16 protein-coding genes and 1 other annotated feature are annotated in these 14,647 nt (G+C 51.2%); of the genes, 3 read left to right on the forward strand and 13 right to left on the reverse strand.

Features of this window, described 5'->3' with window-relative positions:
• Positions 1-40: 40 nt before the first annotated feature.
• The 4 genes from RHOM_RS14460 to RHOM_RS14475 all read right to left on the reverse strand — a co-directional run bounded on the left by RHOM_RS14460 (position 41) and on the right by RHOM_RS14475 (position 3,031).
• Positions 41-496 (reverse strand): DUF3021 domain-containing protein, encoded by a 456-nt coding sequence (locus RHOM_RS14460; RefSeq protein WP_044025077.1) that lies wholly within the window; start codon positions 494-496, stop codon positions 41-43.
• A 20-nt stretch (positions 497-516) separates the two neighbouring features.
• Complete coding sequence (locus tag RHOM_RS14465) at positions 517-957, reverse strand: LytTR family DNA-binding domain-containing protein (protein WP_014081040.1); 441 nt, start codon at positions 955-957, stop codon at positions 517-519.
• Between the two features lie 133 nt (positions 958-1,090).
• On the reverse strand, positions 1,091-2,281 hold the full coding sequence (locus RHOM_RS14470; RefSeq protein ID WP_014081041.1) for a MalY/PatB family protein: 1,191 nt from the start codon (positions 2,279-2,281) through the stop codon (positions 1,091-1,093).
• A gap of 93 nt (positions 2,282-2,374) precedes the next feature.
• On the reverse strand, positions 2,375-3,031 hold the full coding sequence (locus RHOM_RS14475; protein ID WP_014081042.1) for a GDSL-type esterase/lipase family protein: 657 nt from the start codon (positions 3,029-3,031) through the stop codon (positions 2,375-2,377).
• A 149-nt stretch (positions 3,032-3,180) separates the two neighbouring features.
• Positions 3,181-3,432 (forward strand) — a binding site (T-box leader).
• A 111-nt stretch (positions 3,433-3,543) separates the two neighbouring features.
• Between RHOM_RS14475 and RHOM_RS14480 the strand changes: the two genes are divergently transcribed.
• Positions 3,544-5,235 (forward strand): carbon starvation CstA family protein, encoded by a 1,692-nt coding sequence (locus RHOM_RS14480; RefSeq protein WP_014081043.1) that lies wholly within the window; start codon positions 3,544-3,546, stop codon positions 5,233-5,235.
• A gap of 640 nt (positions 5,236-5,875) precedes the next feature.
• On the opposite strand, the gene RHOM_RS14485 is transcribed toward RHOM_RS14480, so the two are convergent.
• From RHOM_RS14485 to RHOM_RS14510, 6 genes are read right to left on the reverse strand one after another with little or no spacing between them, the layout of a single operon-like run.
• Positions 5,876-6,058: a DUF6440 family protein gene (locus tag RHOM_RS14485; protein WP_014081044.1), complete on the reverse strand. Its 183-nt coding sequence runs from the start codon at positions 6,056-6,058 to the stop codon at positions 5,876-5,878.
• 58 nt (positions 6,059-6,116) lie between these two features.
• The gene (locus tag RHOM_RS14490; protein ID WP_014081045.1) at positions 6,117-7,286 is read right to left on the reverse strand and encodes an MFS transporter; all 1,170 of its coding nucleotides are present in this window, start codon (positions 7,284-7,286) and stop codon (positions 6,117-6,119) included.
• 15 nt (positions 7,287-7,301) lie between these two features.
• Positions 7,302-7,691, reverse strand: coding sequence for an HI0074 family nucleotidyltransferase substrate-binding subunit (locus RHOM_RS14495; protein ID WP_014081046.1), 390 nt, complete (start codon positions 7,689-7,691; stop codon positions 7,302-7,304).
• Complete coding sequence (locus RHOM_RS14500; RefSeq protein ID WP_014081047.1) at positions 7,675-7,944, reverse strand: nucleotidyltransferase family protein; 270 nt, start codon at positions 7,942-7,944, stop codon at positions 7,675-7,677. The genes RHOM_RS14495 and RHOM_RS14500 overlap by 17 nt, the downstream gene beginning before the upstream one ends.
• Before the next feature lie 34 nt (positions 7,945-7,978).
• Complete coding sequence (locus tag RHOM_RS14505; protein WP_014081048.1) at positions 7,979-8,359, reverse strand: SdpI family protein; 381 nt, start codon at positions 8,357-8,359, stop codon at positions 7,979-7,981.
• 21 nt (positions 8,360-8,380) lie between these two features.
• Complete coding sequence (locus tag RHOM_RS14510; protein ID WP_014081049.1) at positions 8,381-8,851, reverse strand: GNAT family N-acetyltransferase; 471 nt, start codon at positions 8,849-8,851, stop codon at positions 8,381-8,383.
• A 361-nt stretch (positions 8,852-9,212) separates the two neighbouring features.
• On the opposite strand from RHOM_RS14510, the gene RHOM_RS17615 reads away from it, so the two are divergent.
• Both RHOM_RS17615 and RHOM_RS14520 read left to right on the forward strand, forming a co-directional pair.
• Positions 9,213-9,674: a MarR family winged helix-turn-helix transcriptional regulator gene (locus tag RHOM_RS17615; protein ID WP_014081050.1), complete on the forward strand. Its 462-nt coding sequence runs from the start codon at positions 9,213-9,215 to the stop codon at positions 9,672-9,674.
• 18 nt (positions 9,675-9,692) lie between these two features.
• Complete coding sequence (locus tag RHOM_RS14520; RefSeq protein WP_242823140.1) at positions 9,693-10,544, forward strand: DegV family protein; 852 nt, start codon at positions 9,693-9,695, stop codon at positions 10,542-10,544.
• Here the strand turns inward: RHOM_RS14520 and bsh are convergent.
• Genes bsh through RHOM_RS14535 form a run of 3 tightly spaced genes read right to left on the reverse strand, consistent with a single transcriptional unit; the run spans position 10,541 to position 14,563 of the window.
• Positions 10,541-11,524 carry a choloylglycine hydrolase gene (gene bsh / locus RHOM_RS14525; RefSeq protein ID WP_014081052.1) on the reverse strand — a complete coding sequence of 328 codons (984 nt, stop codon included), beginning with the start codon at positions 11,522-11,524 and terminating at the stop codon, positions 10,541-10,543. The two genes, RHOM_RS14520 and bsh, sit on opposite strands and share 4 nt — an antisense overlap.
• A 48-nt stretch (positions 11,525-11,572) precedes the next feature.
• Positions 11,573-12,625, reverse strand: a complete 1,053-nt coding sequence (gene rsmH, locus RHOM_RS14530; protein ID WP_014081053.1) for a 16S rRNA (cytosine(1402)-N(4))-methyltransferase RsmH — start codon at positions 12,623-12,625, stop codon at positions 11,573-11,575.
• Between the two features lie 9 nt (positions 12,626-12,634).
• Complete coding sequence (locus tag RHOM_RS14535) at positions 12,635-14,563, reverse strand: DUF1266 domain-containing protein (RefSeq protein WP_014081054.1); 1,929 nt, start codon at positions 14,561-14,563, stop codon at positions 12,635-12,637.
• Positions 14,564-14,647 lie beyond the last annotated feature (84 nt).

Below are 14,647 nucleotides of genomic sequence, written 5' to 3' on the forward strand. Positions count from 1 at the left end.
CTACTATGTTTTGTATGAATTGATTATAGGACGCTATTTCTTATTTGTCAAGCGCTATTTTCTTATTTATACGATTTATTTTGGCGCACCATCCAAGATACTGGAAAATCCAGATTCCGGCGAAGATCGCACAAAAGATTGCGACGTAGCTAAGCACGCCCGCGACGCTGCGCTCCATCCAGTATGCCGCATACGCCACCGGAAGCACCGAGCCGAGTGTAATCAGAAAATACGCCGCCGTCTGACCGGCAAGACTCCAGCGATCCACTTCCCACACGACCGATCCCGCCGCATACACCATGCCAACCAGACCACACAGCACCGTCTGCACCACAACTGCCCGTATCTCACTCCCCATCGCGTCCACAAACGCGGGCACACACGGATAGTAGCTGCCGTCGCCCCAGAATGCCGACATCATGACCGTGATCACATAGCCGATCGCAATCCCGGTTGGAATTCCGAACAGTCCTCTCAGTAACACTTTCTTTTTCATATCTCTCACCATTCCCTTTCTCATATTCCCAGCAGCCGCTTGATCTTTGCCACATATCTGCGCGAGACGTAAGCCGTCTGCCCTCCCGCGAGGTTCACGCAGATCGTACCCGAAAAACTCAGGTCAAACCGTTTTGCCATTTTCAGATTGATGATCTCCGAATTTGAGATCCGTACGAAACGCGTCTGATCCAGCCGTTCCTCCGCCTCGTAAAGCCGCATCCGAAGCAGATATTCGCCCTTTGCCGTCACCGCGTAGACTTTTCCTTTTGCCGCATACACACGGATAATGTCCGCCTGCTCCAGTATCTCCAGTGTGTCTCCCGCAAAACCGGAGATCATCTGTACCGACGGCTCCTCCAGTTTTTTTAGGATTCCGTTGACTTCCTCTGTCATTTTCGCTGCCCGGATCAGTACCTCAGTCTCCTCCAGTGCTTTGTCCAGTTCAATATTGATTTTCACATGCTCCTCCTCTCCGAAATTTCTTCCTCTGCCGGCATGTTTTCGTGTCCTCAAGAACTGTATTTAACATAACAAAAATGAGGTGCCTTTGCACCCCATTTTTCATAAGTGGTTCCTATTTACACACGATCGGTCATTTGACACATTCCCGCACTGCACGCGCGAGCCGCTCTAACGCCTCCGAAAGCACGCTGCGCGGGCATGCCACATTGATCCGCTCGAAGCCTCTTCCCGCCGCGCCGAAGATGTCACCGGAATCCAGCCACAGTCCAGCCTTTTTTACAATCAGATCCTCCAGTTCCCTCCTTGAGAGTCCCAGACTCCGGAAATCCACCCACAGCAGATACGTTCCCTCCGGCTCCACCGCCTTTACCTGCGGAATCTGTTCTTCCAGAAAATGCTGCGCATAGGCAAGATTCTCACGGATATATGCTTTCACCGCTTCATACCACTCTTCGCCGTGCCGGTACGCCGCCTCACATGCCACAAGCCCCATGGTGTTAAGCTGGCTGTAGCCGGACGCCCCGACCGCCTGCTCGAACTTCCGCCGCAGCGCATCATCCGGGATAAAAATATTGGAGACCTGAAGTCCCGCAAGGTTAAAGGTCTTGCTCGGCGCCGTGCAGGTCACCACAAATTTCCGGTAGCTTTCCTCGAGTCCCGCCAGCACCTGATGCGATCCCTCAAAGACGAAATCCGCGTGGATTTCATCGCTGACCACAATCACTCCGTACCGCTCGCAGATGTCACCCAGCCGCAGAAGCTCCTCCTTTGTCCACACCCGGCCGACCGGGTTGTGCGGGTTGCAGAGGAAAAAGAGCTTCACCTTACAGCTGCGTATTTTTTCTTCAAAATCCGTAAAATCGATCCGGTATCTTCCGTCCTCTCCCTGCACGAGCGTGTTATCCACAATCTTCCTGCCGTTATCGCGGATTACCTGCGAAAACGGATAGTAGACCGGCTGCTGCAGCAGCACCGCGTCACCCGGCTCGGTGAACGCCCGCACCGCCTGTGCCAGCGCAAAAACAATCCCCGGCGTCTTGACCAGCCAGGTTTCCTCCACGTTCCATCCGTAATGCCGACTCATCCAGCCCGCAACCGCCTCAAAGTAGCTGCCTTCCACCTCGCTGTAGCCGAAGATGCCGTGCGCCACGTTGCCAGAGAGCGCCTCCTGTATATAGGAAGAAACCTGGAAATCCATGTCGGCAACCCAAAGCGGCAGCACGTCCTTCGGCTTTCCCCGCTGTACCGCAAAATCATATTTGAGTGAATTGGTATGTGTCCGGTCAATGACCGTGTCAAAATCCAGATTTTTCTCTGCCATGTCTCTTCCTCCGCGCAGCAGCGTCTTCTGCTGTTATCTTATGCCGTCTGCTCCCGGGCGGTTCAGCAGCCATCATCGTCCCGCAGGATCCACCTAGGCCGGGATCTGTGCGTTCTCTTTCTCTCCGGCGAGCATTTCCTTTAACTTTGCATACACTGCCTCCGCCAGCGCGGCATGCCCTTCCTCATTCATGTGCTCTCTGTCTTCCTCACTTGGCTTTGCATATGCGGATGCCGCCAGAAACGAAATGCCCCGCTCATGCGCGATCCGCCGGTAAACCTCCGGCAGCCGCTTTGACACCGCAACGGAGCTCTCATCAAATTCGGGATCGTACCCTGCCTCGCCAACGCCCTCGCCGAGTGCGATCGGCGACATCAAAAGAATCTTACTGTCCGGGATGCTGCTTCTGATCTGGTCGAGCAGCCGCTCCACGCCTCTCCCGATTACCTCCGCCGATGTATCGTACATCGTCTTGCAGTCGTTCGTCCCGAGCATCAGCACAACCACATCAACCGGCTTATGCGTCTCTAAGATCACAGATAAAAGCTCCGTTCCCCGTCTGCCATCCCGCAACGGATCATCAAAAACCGTCGTCCGTCCGCACAGTCCTTCCTCGACAATGCGGCAGCCATCCTCCCACAGCCGCTGCCCGATCCGTCCGCTCCAGCGGGTGTCCCAGTCATAGCGATCCTTCGTTCCCGGTATCAATCCGTATGTATTTGAATCTCCAAAGCATAATATCTGTTTCATAGAAGCCGCGCTCCTTTCTCATACTGTTCTGATAGGAATACTATATATTATGTTTTTTTATTTGTCAACCGTCTTTACCAGATTCTTACATTAAAAATTTGTACTTGACTTTTACACATCACAGTGCTATCTTCATAATCAAACAAAGAGCAAATGCAAGGAACAGAACACGGTTTACTGATTCCCCGCATCACAGAGAGCCGTCGGTCGGTGCGAGACGGTATGCGGTTTCAGGAACTATCCTCTGCGAGCAGTGCACTGAACCAAGTAGGTGTCACCGGGATTCCCCCGTTACAGGGAAGCTTATTGCTGCAGGCTTACGCCCGCAAAGATGAGATTGAGAGGTCGTTTTTTACGACAAGCAAAGTGGTAACGCGGAAGCTTACGCCTTCGTCTTTGGCTGCACATTCGTGCAGCGGGACGGGGGCGTTTTTGTTTTACAGAAAATGCCATCCTTCTCTTTGCCCAATGTTGATCTATCAGAAAGGAGCCGCCTTCGGGCGGGAAAAAAAATGAATGGTTTAGTGATTATCTTAATCGGAATCGTAGCACTGGGTGCCGGCTACCTCTTTTACGGGCGCTGGCTGGCAAAGAAATGGGGCATTGATCCAAACGCCAAGACTCCTGCTTACACCCATGAGGACGGGGAGGATTACGTACCGTCTTCCAGATTTACTGTGTTTTCTCATCAGTTTTCTTCCATCGCAGGAGCGGGGCCTGTCACCGGTCCGATCTTAGCCTCCGTATTCGGCTGGGTGCCGGTACTCTTGTGGCTGATCATCGGTGGTCTGTTTTTCGGCGCGGTACAGGATTTCGGTGCGCTGTATGCCTCGGTCAAAAATGAGGGCAAGTCGATGGGTATGATTATTGAAAAATATATCGGCAAGACCGGACGGAAGCTCTTCATGCTGTTCTGCTGGCTGTTTACCCTGCTTGTCATTGCAGCGTTCACGGACATGGTTGCCGGTACGTTCGTCGGAAAAGGCGTGGACGGCATGACTGCCGAGACCTCCTACGCAAACTCCGCCGCTGCTTCCATCTCCATGCTCTTTATCGTCGTCGCCGTTGTCTTCGGTCTGATCCAGAAGCATGTCGGCAAGATGAATGAAGTGGTAAAAGCGGTTGTTGCAATCGCGCTGCTCGTTGCCATGTTTGCAGTGGGTATGGCACTTCCGATCTGCACCACCAAATCCGCCTGGATCTACATTGTCATGGCGTATCTGTTTCTGGCATCCGTCATGCCGATGTGGCTTCTCATGCAGCCGCGTGATTATATGACAACGTTCATGCTGCTCGGCATGATCATCGGCGCGGTGGTCGGCGTTCTCGTCGCTCATCCTGCCATGCAGTTAAACGCTTTTAACGGCTTTACCGTAAACGGCAGCAGCCTTTTCCCGACGCTGTTCGTCACGATCGCCTGCGGTGCCGTCTCCGGTTTCCACAGCCTGGTCTCCTCGGGAACGTCCTCCAAGACGATCAGCAACGAAAAAGATATGCCGATGGTCGGCTACGGCGCCATGGTCGTAGAATCTCTGCTCGGCATTGTCTCCCTTGTCGTTGTCGGCGCTGTCGCCGTAAACGGAACCAAACCGGACGGAACTCCGTTCGCCATCTTCTCCTCCGGCGTTGCCGGTTTCCTTGAGAAGTTTGGTCTTCCGGTACAGGTTGCCACGGTCTTCATGACCATGTGCGTCTCCGCGCTTGCGCTGACATCTCTGGATTCCGTCGCACGTATCGGGCGTATGTCCTTCCAGGAACTGTTCTACGGCGACACGACCGATCCAGCAAAAATGTCTCCGCTGCAGCGCGTGCTGACAAACAAATATTTTGCCACGGTCATCACCCTGTTCTTCGGCTATCTGCTGACACTCGGCGGATATAACAATGTATGGCCGCTGTTCGGTTCCGCGAACCAGCTTCTCGCCGCACTCGTCCTGATCGCACTGGCAGTCTTCTTAAAGACAACCGGACGCACCGGCTGGACGCTCTACATACCGATGTTTGCCATGCTCGCCGTGACGTTCACCGCACTCATCCAGAAGACGATCGCTCTGGTGAAAAACATCGCGGGCGGTCAGGCGACATTCCTCGTCGACGGACTGCAGTTCATCGTTGCCGTACTTTTAATGGTGCTCGGCGTTCTGGTTGCCTTCAGCTGCTTAAAGAAGCTGTTTGGAAAGAGCAGTGCCGGTCAGGCGGCATAATATTGGCGTAATAAGGAATTGCCGCAATAAGCATAGACCTCTTTGGGGCGATAAGTAATATTATAAGAAACAGATACTTAAAAGTTCCAGATAACCATGCGGCGGCAAATCTGACCGCAAAATCCGGTATTTCTAACCATGCCGCTGCTGGCATCTGTGATGATCCGTGTCTTTCCAAGTTTGGAGCACTCCACGGACTGTGTCCGCAAGCCAGCAGACAATTTTAGGACTTTTGTGTGTGTCCCTTGCGGCACCAGACAACAGATGGCATAAATGCCATCTTTATGTCGAACAAAACATAACCGCGCGAAGCCGCTGTCTGAGTCGGCATCTGCCCTATTTTCAATAGCAGATGCCGGCGAGTTCGGTTCGCGCAGTTTTATATTGTCTGTGAAGAGGTGCCATTAGGGACACCAGAAAGTCCGCTCATTGTCTGCGGCTTGTCGGACACACTCCGTGAGTGTCCAAACATGGCCAAGACACGGAACGGGATGCCAGCCACGGCATGGAAGAAATACACGAATTTTGCTTCAAAGAATTTGCCGCCGTCTGTTTATTCTGGAACTTTTTTGTTCTCTGGTCTTCTTATAATATTACTTATCAAAGCAAAGCACGGTATGCTTATTGCGGCAGTTCCTTTTTATTCATTTATCACCGGCGAAATGACCGGCTTTCCGTCGCGGTCCAGAAGCGGCGTCATTCCTCCCGCATATCCGCTTGCGTGAAACACATAATTCACGCCAGTTTCCTTGTCCACCCAGATTTCCGTGGTCGTCATCGTTCCCTGGGAATAAACCTTTTCAAATCTCTGGTCCTTTGCCATTTTTCTTCCTCCTTAAATTGGTTGTGTGTGACTCTCTGATTTCTATCATACACATCTGTTATATTTTTACAACTTTTTCCTTGCGGGTGATGCGGAATGTTGTCTCCACCATCGTAATCATCAGGACAACAAACCCCAGCAGATAGACCGGCAGGATGGAAAAAGATACCGCATTGCCGAGGAGTCCGAACAGCGGCGGAATAAACGTCGAACCGACATAAGCGCTTGCCATCTGGATTCCAATAATCGCTCCCGAATTTTCCGCCCCGAAATTATATGGTGTGGAATGGATAATGCACGGGTAAATAGGCGCACACCCCAGACCTATCACAAGAAAAGCTGCAAACGCGACCGTATAGGACTTCACCGGAAGGCACAGGATAAAAATCCCGCAGACAAGAATACCGGTTCCCAGCAAAATCATTTTACGGTCGCCAAGCCGATCGGTAATGATTCCGCTGATGAATCTTCCGGCAGTAATCCCTATATAGAACAGCGCGGCAAAACCGGCCGCACGATCTGCAGCAATCCCTTTTACCTCAACAAAATAGGTACTTGCCCACTGCATAGTCGTAGCTTCTGCAGCACAGTAAGCGAAAAATCCAAGCAAAAGAAACGGAACCCCCTTGATCTTAAGCGCACCGGTTAGACCTACACTTTTTCCGTCCTCCCGGGATGTACTCTGGTTCACATTCCATACCGGCAGAGTAACAAGCAGAAGCAGTGCAATGCCAAGCTGTATCAGCCCAACCATGCGATAACCGCTGTTCCATGTCCTGTTTGCCAATGCATAGCTCATAATGAACGGACTGACGATGGTACCGACGCCCCAGAAGCAATGCAGCCAGCTCATATGCTTCGCTTTATAATGAAGCGCGATATAGTTGTTAAGTGCTGCGTCAATGGCTCCCGCTCCCAACCCGTAAGGAACAGCAAAAACAATCAGCATCCAGAACCGGCTGGAAAAGGAAAAGCCGAACAGCGCAATGACCGTAAGAAAAACACTGGCAACGGTTACGATTCTCGTGCCGAATTTTCTGGTCAGCTTATCAGAAAGAAGACTCGAGATAATTGTTCCGCCAGAGATAACCATAGATACGATGCCCATATAGGACACCGGCACGCCGAGTTCGGTATGCATCACCGGCCAGCCGGATCCCAGAAGTGAATCCGGTAAGCCCAGGCTGATAAAAGCGATATAAATTAAGATTAGCAAAAATATGTACATCTTCTAATTACCCTCTCATAATATTGACAAAATATGATCCGGCTGGGAAGCAATATACTCTTTCACAATTGTGTTACAATATGTTTTCACAATCTCACTATCGTAATCATGTGCGAGTTCATTTCTTACTTTGAGCATGTCCATCCATGTATCATCCGAAATCAAGTTTGCCTTAAATGCTTCACGCAGAACATCCCTTGGAGAACCTGTAACGAATCCTGTTATTGCATAATACTGTACCAATATGTCCTTCATTACCTTCCACGATAAATCAAAAGTAATACTAAATTTTGCACTGGTTCCGCTTAATACAAAGGAATCCGTAAGATCTCTTTCCCTGGCCTCCGCCAAAGCATCCAGCGAATTGCAAAATGATTGAAACCGTCTGTCAAATTTCGCGTCCATATTGTTTTATATCCTCCATCAATAAATCATTCCTACAGGTATCCATATTTAATAAATCAACACTGTACAAGGTCGGCAGTTCTTCGACTTTTTCAAGCAGCTCATCAAAATCAGCCCCGCCGGACACCGCAATATCTATGTCACTGCGTTCCCCGGCTGTCCCTTTTGCCCGCGATCCATATAAAATCACTTTTTTCGCACCATGCTCTCTGCAAAGATCCGCAACCCGGCTTATCACTTCATCTGCTTTCATATATCTCCCCCCTCTTTCAGCTGCGTCTCTTACTCTATCCGCGCCTGTTGCCATTTTCGTCAAACGTGCGCTTCAACGCTTTTTCCACAAGAATAACAGAACCAATCAGAACCAAAACCTGAACCGCTTCGATGACAAGCGTTACTGTCCCTACTACATCTTCACCCGATTTTGCAAACGGGATTTGAGCGAGAACCGTCGGCACCAGCAATATGATGCCTGATTTGATCCATAACTTTCCGCAACAGTCATGCGCAAATGCCCAGGTATCCTTATTCTTTTCGGACATGGCAGTTCTATAGCCGATCAGCCCGTTTATCTCTTTTGGAGGATTTTTGTACATACAGTAACCCGCTATCACCATAATAGAAGGCATCAATAGATTACATAAAAACATCGCTATAAAAAATCCCATATTTTCCTCCTGTCTCCCGGATTACAGTATCTTTTCCATCCCGATCTTCTGCGGCACGAGCCCGCACTTCTCGTAGAACTTCCGCGCATTTTCATTACATGCCCAGACATTGAGGGTCACATTGTAACAGCCGGACGCCTTCGCATAATCCAGCACATACCGGTACAACTGCTGCCCGATATGCTGTCCTCTGCAGTTCTCATCCACACACAGATCGTCAATATAGAGGCTCTTGATGTCCGTTAAGATATTGTCATTGATGTGCTGCTGGAAAACGCAGAATGCGTAGCCTAAGATATTGCCCGCTCCGTCATCCGCAACAAAAATCGGGCGCGTCGTATCCTCTAAAATTTCCTTTAATTCGTCATCGTTGTATTTTCTGGCATTTGCCCGGAATAAATCCGGCCGTCCGTTATGATGAACCGTTAATACCTGTGACAGGAGCCGGTCAATCCCCGGAATGTCCTGTGTACCTGCATGTCTGATCTGCATAAAAGTGCTCCTTTTCTGTTTGCCGCTTGTATATCATTTTATTGTGCTATTACAAGCATTATATCATATGCGTCTTTGCTTCGGCAAAAGTCCGGAAAACCTCTGGTTTCCCGGACCCGCGGGCGCGTTCACATGGAACATATCCGTCCGACACATGCAAGCATGCACGTCCGTCTTTATTCCATGCTCACTTTTGCCTTCGCGAACATTATATCATATTTTTTTCATATCCACTCTTTACATTTCTGTTATCCTTCCGCAACTATCCCATTTATATCTTCACGCAAAGATGTTGACTTATCAACATCTTTGCGCTATAATCCGAGATATTGATTTATCAACATCTTGCAAAGGAGCGCCCATGGATCATCGTTTTGAAACCTTTTCACTCTCCATCCTGGAGTTGAACCGGTACTTACAGAAAATCAAAGAGCTGGAAATGAAGCAGTTCGGGCTGAAGGCCAGTCACACCATGTGTCTCTATTACCTTGGACAACACCCGGAGGGGCTGACCGCAACGCAGCTCACAGAACTCTGCAAGGAGGACAAAGCCGCCGTCTCCCGCTGTCTCTCACAGCTTAGCGACCGGCAGCTTGTCGTCTGCGAACAGCCGGAAGATCACAAGCGATCCTACCGGTCGCACTACATGCTTACCGTTCAAGGGCGCTCCGTTGTAAGCGGCATCCAGACACGCATCAAAGAAGCGCTCTCCTACGGTGGACGCGGGCTGACGGAGGAAAGGCGCCGCGATTTCTATGGCACTCTTGCAATCATCAGTGAAAACCTGTCTGACTATCTGACCGAACACAGTCAGCAAAAATAAAAATATATGGAGAATCTTATGGAAAAAATCAGAATTATCACAGACTCAGCATCCGATCTCTCTGCTTCTACCAGAGAAGACCTCACCATTCTGCCGCTTGCGATCCGCTTCGGCGATACGGAATACCTCGACGGCGTCACAATCAGCCATCACGAATTCTACGAAAAGCTGATTGAGAGCGACACTCTTCCCACGACCAGCCTGGTATCCCCCGCCGCTTTTGAAGAGGTATATGCCAGGGCGGTGGCGGACGGGGAGACCGTCATTGCAATCACGATCTCTGGCCGTCTCTCCGGCACTTACCAGAGTGCCACGATCGCAGCAGAAGATTTTGCAGGAAAAGTTTTTGTCATCGACAGCTATAACGCCACCATCGGCGAGGGCATTCTGGTCAAGTATGCGCTTCTGTTAAAAGATCAGGGATTATCAGCCAAAGAAATTGTCGGAATCTTAGAAGCCTCCAAGGAGCAGATCCACACTCTCGGTGTCCTGGATACGCTGGAATATTTGAAAAAAGGCGGCCGCATCTCCGCCGCCACCGCATTTCTCGGCGGCGCCATGGCGATCAAGCCGGTCGTTGCCGTATCGGAAGGCGAGATCATCATGCTCGGCAAGGCGCGTGGCTCCAAAAACGGGAATAATTTTCTCATGAAGGAAATAGAAAAGGCAGACGGAATCGATTTTACCCGCCCCTTCTGCCTCGGTTACACCGGACTCAGCGATGAGATGCTGCAAAAATATATCAAAGACAGCGAAGCACTCTGGAGCGGACACACGGACCAGCTCCCGGTCTGCTCCCTCGGTGCGACGATCGGAACCCATGTCGGTCCCGGCGCCATCGCCGTCGCATTTTTCTCACCGCAGTCTTAATTCTGTCCGTTCTGCCAGCTCACCTGACCTTCCGCGATCATCGGATAGCAGGTGAGCGTTGTTCCGTCGAGATCTTCCGCATGCATGTCCACGCCCATGATCCGGTGATTGTCATAGGTCGTGTAATAGTAGATTCCTCTGGTCGCATTACAGCAGGACGTATAAATCGTAATCTCGTATTTTCCTTCCGCCACTTCACAGCAGCCTCTCTGCTGATCCACCGACCCTAAAATATGGAAAAACTGGCTGACGCTCTCCGCCTCCGAATCGCCGGAAACGGCATTCATCCTCGTGAACGCCACACGCGCAAAACGGGACGCGGAAGAGAGATCTCCCGGAAGTCCCAACGCACCCATTCCGCGGCTGTAAGTGTTAAGCGGAACATCTTTTGCGAAAGAATTCTCCGGCTGCTTCGGGGACAGTCCGATATAGTTGTTGAGCATAAACATCTGCTGTGCAAACGGTGGATTGTTCGTAAGAACGCCCACCGGATTCTCGTAGACGTGCAGACCATCCGCCACCGACTCCACCGTGATTGCCTCATTTTCGTCTGCGATGATCCAGTGCAGCTGTGACGCCGGGAACTGCTCGGCGAACGGGGTTCCGACCAGATTTATTTTTGCAAGGAGCGCCCGCACCTCATCCATCGTCGCGCATTGGCGGAGCACCCACGGGATGAACTCAAATGAAGCCACATTCTCTTTTCCCTCAGTCACCTCTGCGTAGACGGCATTTCCAACGAAGTTCAGACCTGCCATGCCGATCCCCTTCTCGTTGATGGCATCATAATACAGCGGATAATCCCCTGCCACATGCGCCATGCCGATGATGGCATAATGCTCCTCTGCCTGTCCCATATGCCGGAAGTGAAATTCATAATTCCGCGGTGTGATGACGATCTCCTCACCGTAGGAAAATTCATAATCCAGTGTTCTTCCAAAATAAAAATCCTTCGTCCGATAGGTTGCTGCTGTACACATAATCGCTTCTCCCTCTTAAAAATAAAACTTGTGATATATTCTCTTTTTTCACGCCTTGACTGCCCAGCGCATTTTGGTGGAACGCGCCCTTCCATTCGCGGCGCACTCCTGCGCCGACGGACGGATGACGTCCTTCGCATAGTCACTGTAAATACCACTCTTATATCCCTCTTTGAGCGCCTGCTTCACAAGCTTGTCCTCCCCCGAGTGGAAGGTGAGAATTGCCACGCGCCCGCCCGGTCTTAATGCTCCCGGAAGCTTTTCCATGAATTCATACAGCACCTCAAACTCCTGGTTCACATCGATGCGCAGTGCCTGGAATGTGCGTTGGCAGGTCTTTTTGATTGTGTCCTTTTTCTCCTTCTCCGGCAGAAAATCCAGCGTATCCTCGATCACCCTGCGCAGCTTTGTCGTCGTGTCGATGCGGCTGCCCCTGCGGATCTCGTCCGTGATCGCTTTTGCCAGCTCCTCACAGTACGGCTCGTCGGAGTTCTCATAGAGCATCCCGGCAAGTTCCTCCCGCGTGATCGTATCCAGCCGCTCCGCCGCGCTGATCCCCGTCTCCTGATTGAGCCTGAGATCCAGCGGTCCATCCACCTTAAACGAGAAGCCGCGCTTCGGATTGTCGATCTGCATGGACGACACGCCAAGATCCGCCAGAATAAAGTCGAAGCCGCCGACCTCTTTTGCGATCTCATCGATCGTGCAGAAATTCTGAAGGCGCACCGTCAAAAGATCCTCCCCGAATCCCAGATCCTCCAGACGCTTTTTCGTCTTGGCGGACTCCTCCGGGTCCACATCGGTCGCCCAGATATGTCCCTGTCCTTTCAGACATTCCAGCATGGCACGCGTGTGCCCGCCGTAGCCGAGCGTCGCATCAAATCCCTGCTCTCCGGGCTCAATCTGCAAAAAGTCCAGAATTTCTTTTACCATAATCGAGATATGCATTCCCGCCGGCGTATTTCCCTTCCGGATCACATGCTCGATCGTATCCTGATATTTCTCCGGCTGCAGTTCCTTATATTTTTCCTCAAACTTCTTCGGGTATTTTCCCTTGTAACGCACCCGCCGCTTGTGCGGTGTCTGTGTCTCCTGTTCCATCCTTCTCTCCTACTCCCAGTCTTTTACCAGTTCTGTATTGTACTCCGACTGAATATTTTCGACGGCTTCTCCCGCCGCCCTCCGGTAAAAATAGATCCTGTCGTCATCGCTGTCATTTTTCCAGAATTGATATCCATAGATGTAGCTTTCAAAAATCTCCTCAAAGCTTCCATATTCCTTCTGCAGTCTCTGCGCAATCGGCAGACACTGGTCGAGGCACTCCTCGAGGCTGATGTAGCCGCACTGATAGCACAGTCCCGTGATGCGCATAATACGGACATAATCCCAAGCATCCACACCGCGCGTGTCCAGATGTCCATACGCATCATAGCATACCCATGTCCGGCACTGCTCATCCTCCGGGATCTCACTGATGCTTATAATATCGACATAGCCATCCTCATCCATCGACAGATACCCTTTTTTCAGGTAAGTTTCAAACGCATGACGGTAAGACGCTCTGGTTCCTTTTTTCAGCATCTGGCTGATCGTGCGGGTCGCCGTTGCCCGGCTCGTAATGCCCCACCAGTCAGACAGATATTCCTTCACCTGCTCCTGATCCCAGTCTTCTCTAGAATGACCGCCCAGTTCGCCATATTCTCCGTTCTCAAACGGTACATAGATCGCGTAAGCATCTATGATCCAGCGCACAGTCGGGTCGTCCTTCACGTCCTCAAACGTCAGATCCGACTCCGCCTTTTGGGAATCATAAGAGATCAGCAGACTGTCGGCATCCTGGTTGTAAGCCACATAGTGGTTTCCTGCATACACAAACATGAGCGCGATCACAACCACTGCCGCCACAGTACCCGCAATCAGATTCCGAAGCTTCATCTGGATATCCGGCGCTCCGTCTTTTTCTGAAAATGCATATGGAAGATGCGCACCATCAAACCAGATATCTGCTTTTCCGCCAACCATATCCTGCACATTTCCCACATTTGCCTGCCGTACCGGATACATGGCACGCGCCTCGCACTTTCGCCCCAGTTCATCCATGAACTCATACAGATAATATTTGGTCGCGCCATTTTTCCCGGTTGTTATGACGCGGGCAATTCTGGCGTGATAACGCTTTGCCTGCGCTTTTGCTTTCTTCAGATAGCGGTACTGCATCACCTTGCTCAAAAGGGCGAGCAATGTCATATAAAGCCCCGCCTCTCCCATCAGAAGCATCGTGCGTGCAGTGTCATGGGACGTGTTAAACCGGTACGCAATCGCGTACAAAAATATGATTCCCCCCAGTGCAAGTGCCGCAAGTGGGATTGCCTGCAGGCGGCTGTAACGCCGGTACGCCTCCGACAAGTGCCACTCCGCCACCCAGACCCGCTCTTCCGGTTCTTCCATCTCCACCGAACCGGCAATGTCTTCTCCTGCGTATGCTGCGTCCCCGGCATATGCCGCGTCTTCTGCATATGCCGTCCGTCTCCAGGTCTGGTTTGCTGTGCGCTGCGCGGCACCCGCATATGCCCCGTTCCTATTTCCCGGCGCATTGATGATCCGCGTCATGAGAAAATAGCGGAGCGTTTTATCCGCCTTCCGCTGTATCAGCCAGATTCTAAGCCCAAGTATCGCGGCAATCACGGTAAGTATCAGCACCAGCTGCAGATCGTCCTGCGGATTTAACGAGGTTAAGCTGTAGCGGAGTCCCGCAAAAATAATCCCCAACAGCGGAAGCAACAGTAGCAGAAGCACAATCTGTGTCACATTGGGCGCACTCTTTGCATCCACTGTATCTTCCTTCACTTCCACGCGGTACGTCTTGCGCGCTCTTCCTTCCTCCCTGCTTTTGAGCCGGATCAGATAACGATCCGCCGCTTCCGTCTGTACCGTCTGCACCCATTTCCATCCGGGGCTGTCCGGCATATTTACATTCTCACTGTACTGCAGATTTCTGCAGACCGCCTTTTTGTCGCTGTGACATAATCCAACCGCCATGTTTCTCTCCTTATCAAGTCATTCCCCGCTTTTCCGGAAATGCCCTGTTTCTTTCGTGTATGTCATCCTAAGATGACCCAGATA

This window comes from Roseburia hominis A2-183 (assembly GCF_000225345.1).
Classification (GTDB): domain Bacteria; phylum Bacillota; class Clostridia; order Lachnospirales; family Lachnospiraceae; genus Roseburia; species Roseburia hominis.

Bases quoted from the DNA above. Each gene is read 5' to 3' on its own strand.
- RHOM_RS14520 (WP_242823140.1), top strand. From the start codon at position 9,693: ATGGAAAAAATCAGAATTATCACAGACTCAGCATCCGATCTCTCTGCT.
- RHOM_RS14500 (WP_014081047.1), bottom strand. From the start codon at position 7,944: ATGAAAGCAGATGAAGTGATAAGCCGGGTTGCGGATCTTTGCAGAGAG.
- RHOM_RS14495 (WP_014081046.1), bottom strand. From the start codon at position 7,691: ATGGACGCGAAATTTGACAGACGGTTTCAATCATTTTGCAATTCGCTG.
- RHOM_RS14485 (WP_014081044.1), bottom strand. From the start codon at position 6,058: ATGGCAAAGGACCAGAGATTTGAAAAGGTTTATTCCCAGGGAACGATG.
- RHOM_RS14460 (WP_044025077.1), bottom strand. From the start codon at position 496: ATGAAAAAGAAAGTGTTACTGAGAGGACTGTTCGGAATTCCAACCGGG.
- RHOM_RS14480 (WP_014081043.1), top strand. From the start codon at position 3,544: ATGAATGGTTTAGTGATTATCTTAATCGGAATCGTAGCACTGGGTGCC.
- RHOM_RS14470 (WP_014081041.1), bottom strand. From the start codon at position 2,281: ATGGCAGAGAAAAATCTGGATTTTGACACGGTCATTGACCGGACACAT.
- RHOM_RS14490 (WP_014081045.1), bottom strand. From the start codon at position 7,286: ATGTACATATTTTTGCTAATCTTAATTTATATCGCTTTTATCAGCCTG.
- RHOM_RS17615 (WP_014081050.1), top strand. From the start codon at position 9,213: ATGGATCATCGTTTTGAAACCTTTTCACTCTCCATCCTGGAGTTGAAC.
- RHOM_RS14510 (WP_014081049.1), bottom strand. From the start codon at position 8,851: ATGCAGATCAGACATGCAGGTACACAGGACATTCCGGGGATTGACCGG.
- rsmH (WP_014081053.1), bottom strand. From the start codon at position 12,625: ATGGAACAGGAGACACAGACACCGCACAAGCGGCGGGTGCGTTACAAG.
- RHOM_RS14505 (WP_014081048.1), bottom strand. From the start codon at position 8,359: ATGGGATTTTTTATAGCGATGTTTTTATGTAATCTATTGATGCCTTCT.
- bsh (WP_014081052.1), bottom strand. From the start codon at position 11,524: ATGTGTACAGCAGCAACCTATCGGACGAAGGATTTTTATTTTGGAAGA.
- RHOM_RS14535 (WP_014081054.1), bottom strand. From the start codon at position 14,563: ATGGCGGTTGGATTATGTCACAGCGACAAAAAGGCGGTCTGCAGAAAT.
- RHOM_RS14475 (WP_014081042.1), bottom strand. From the start codon at position 3,031: ATGAAACAGATATTATGCTTTGGAGATTCAAATACATACGGATTGATA.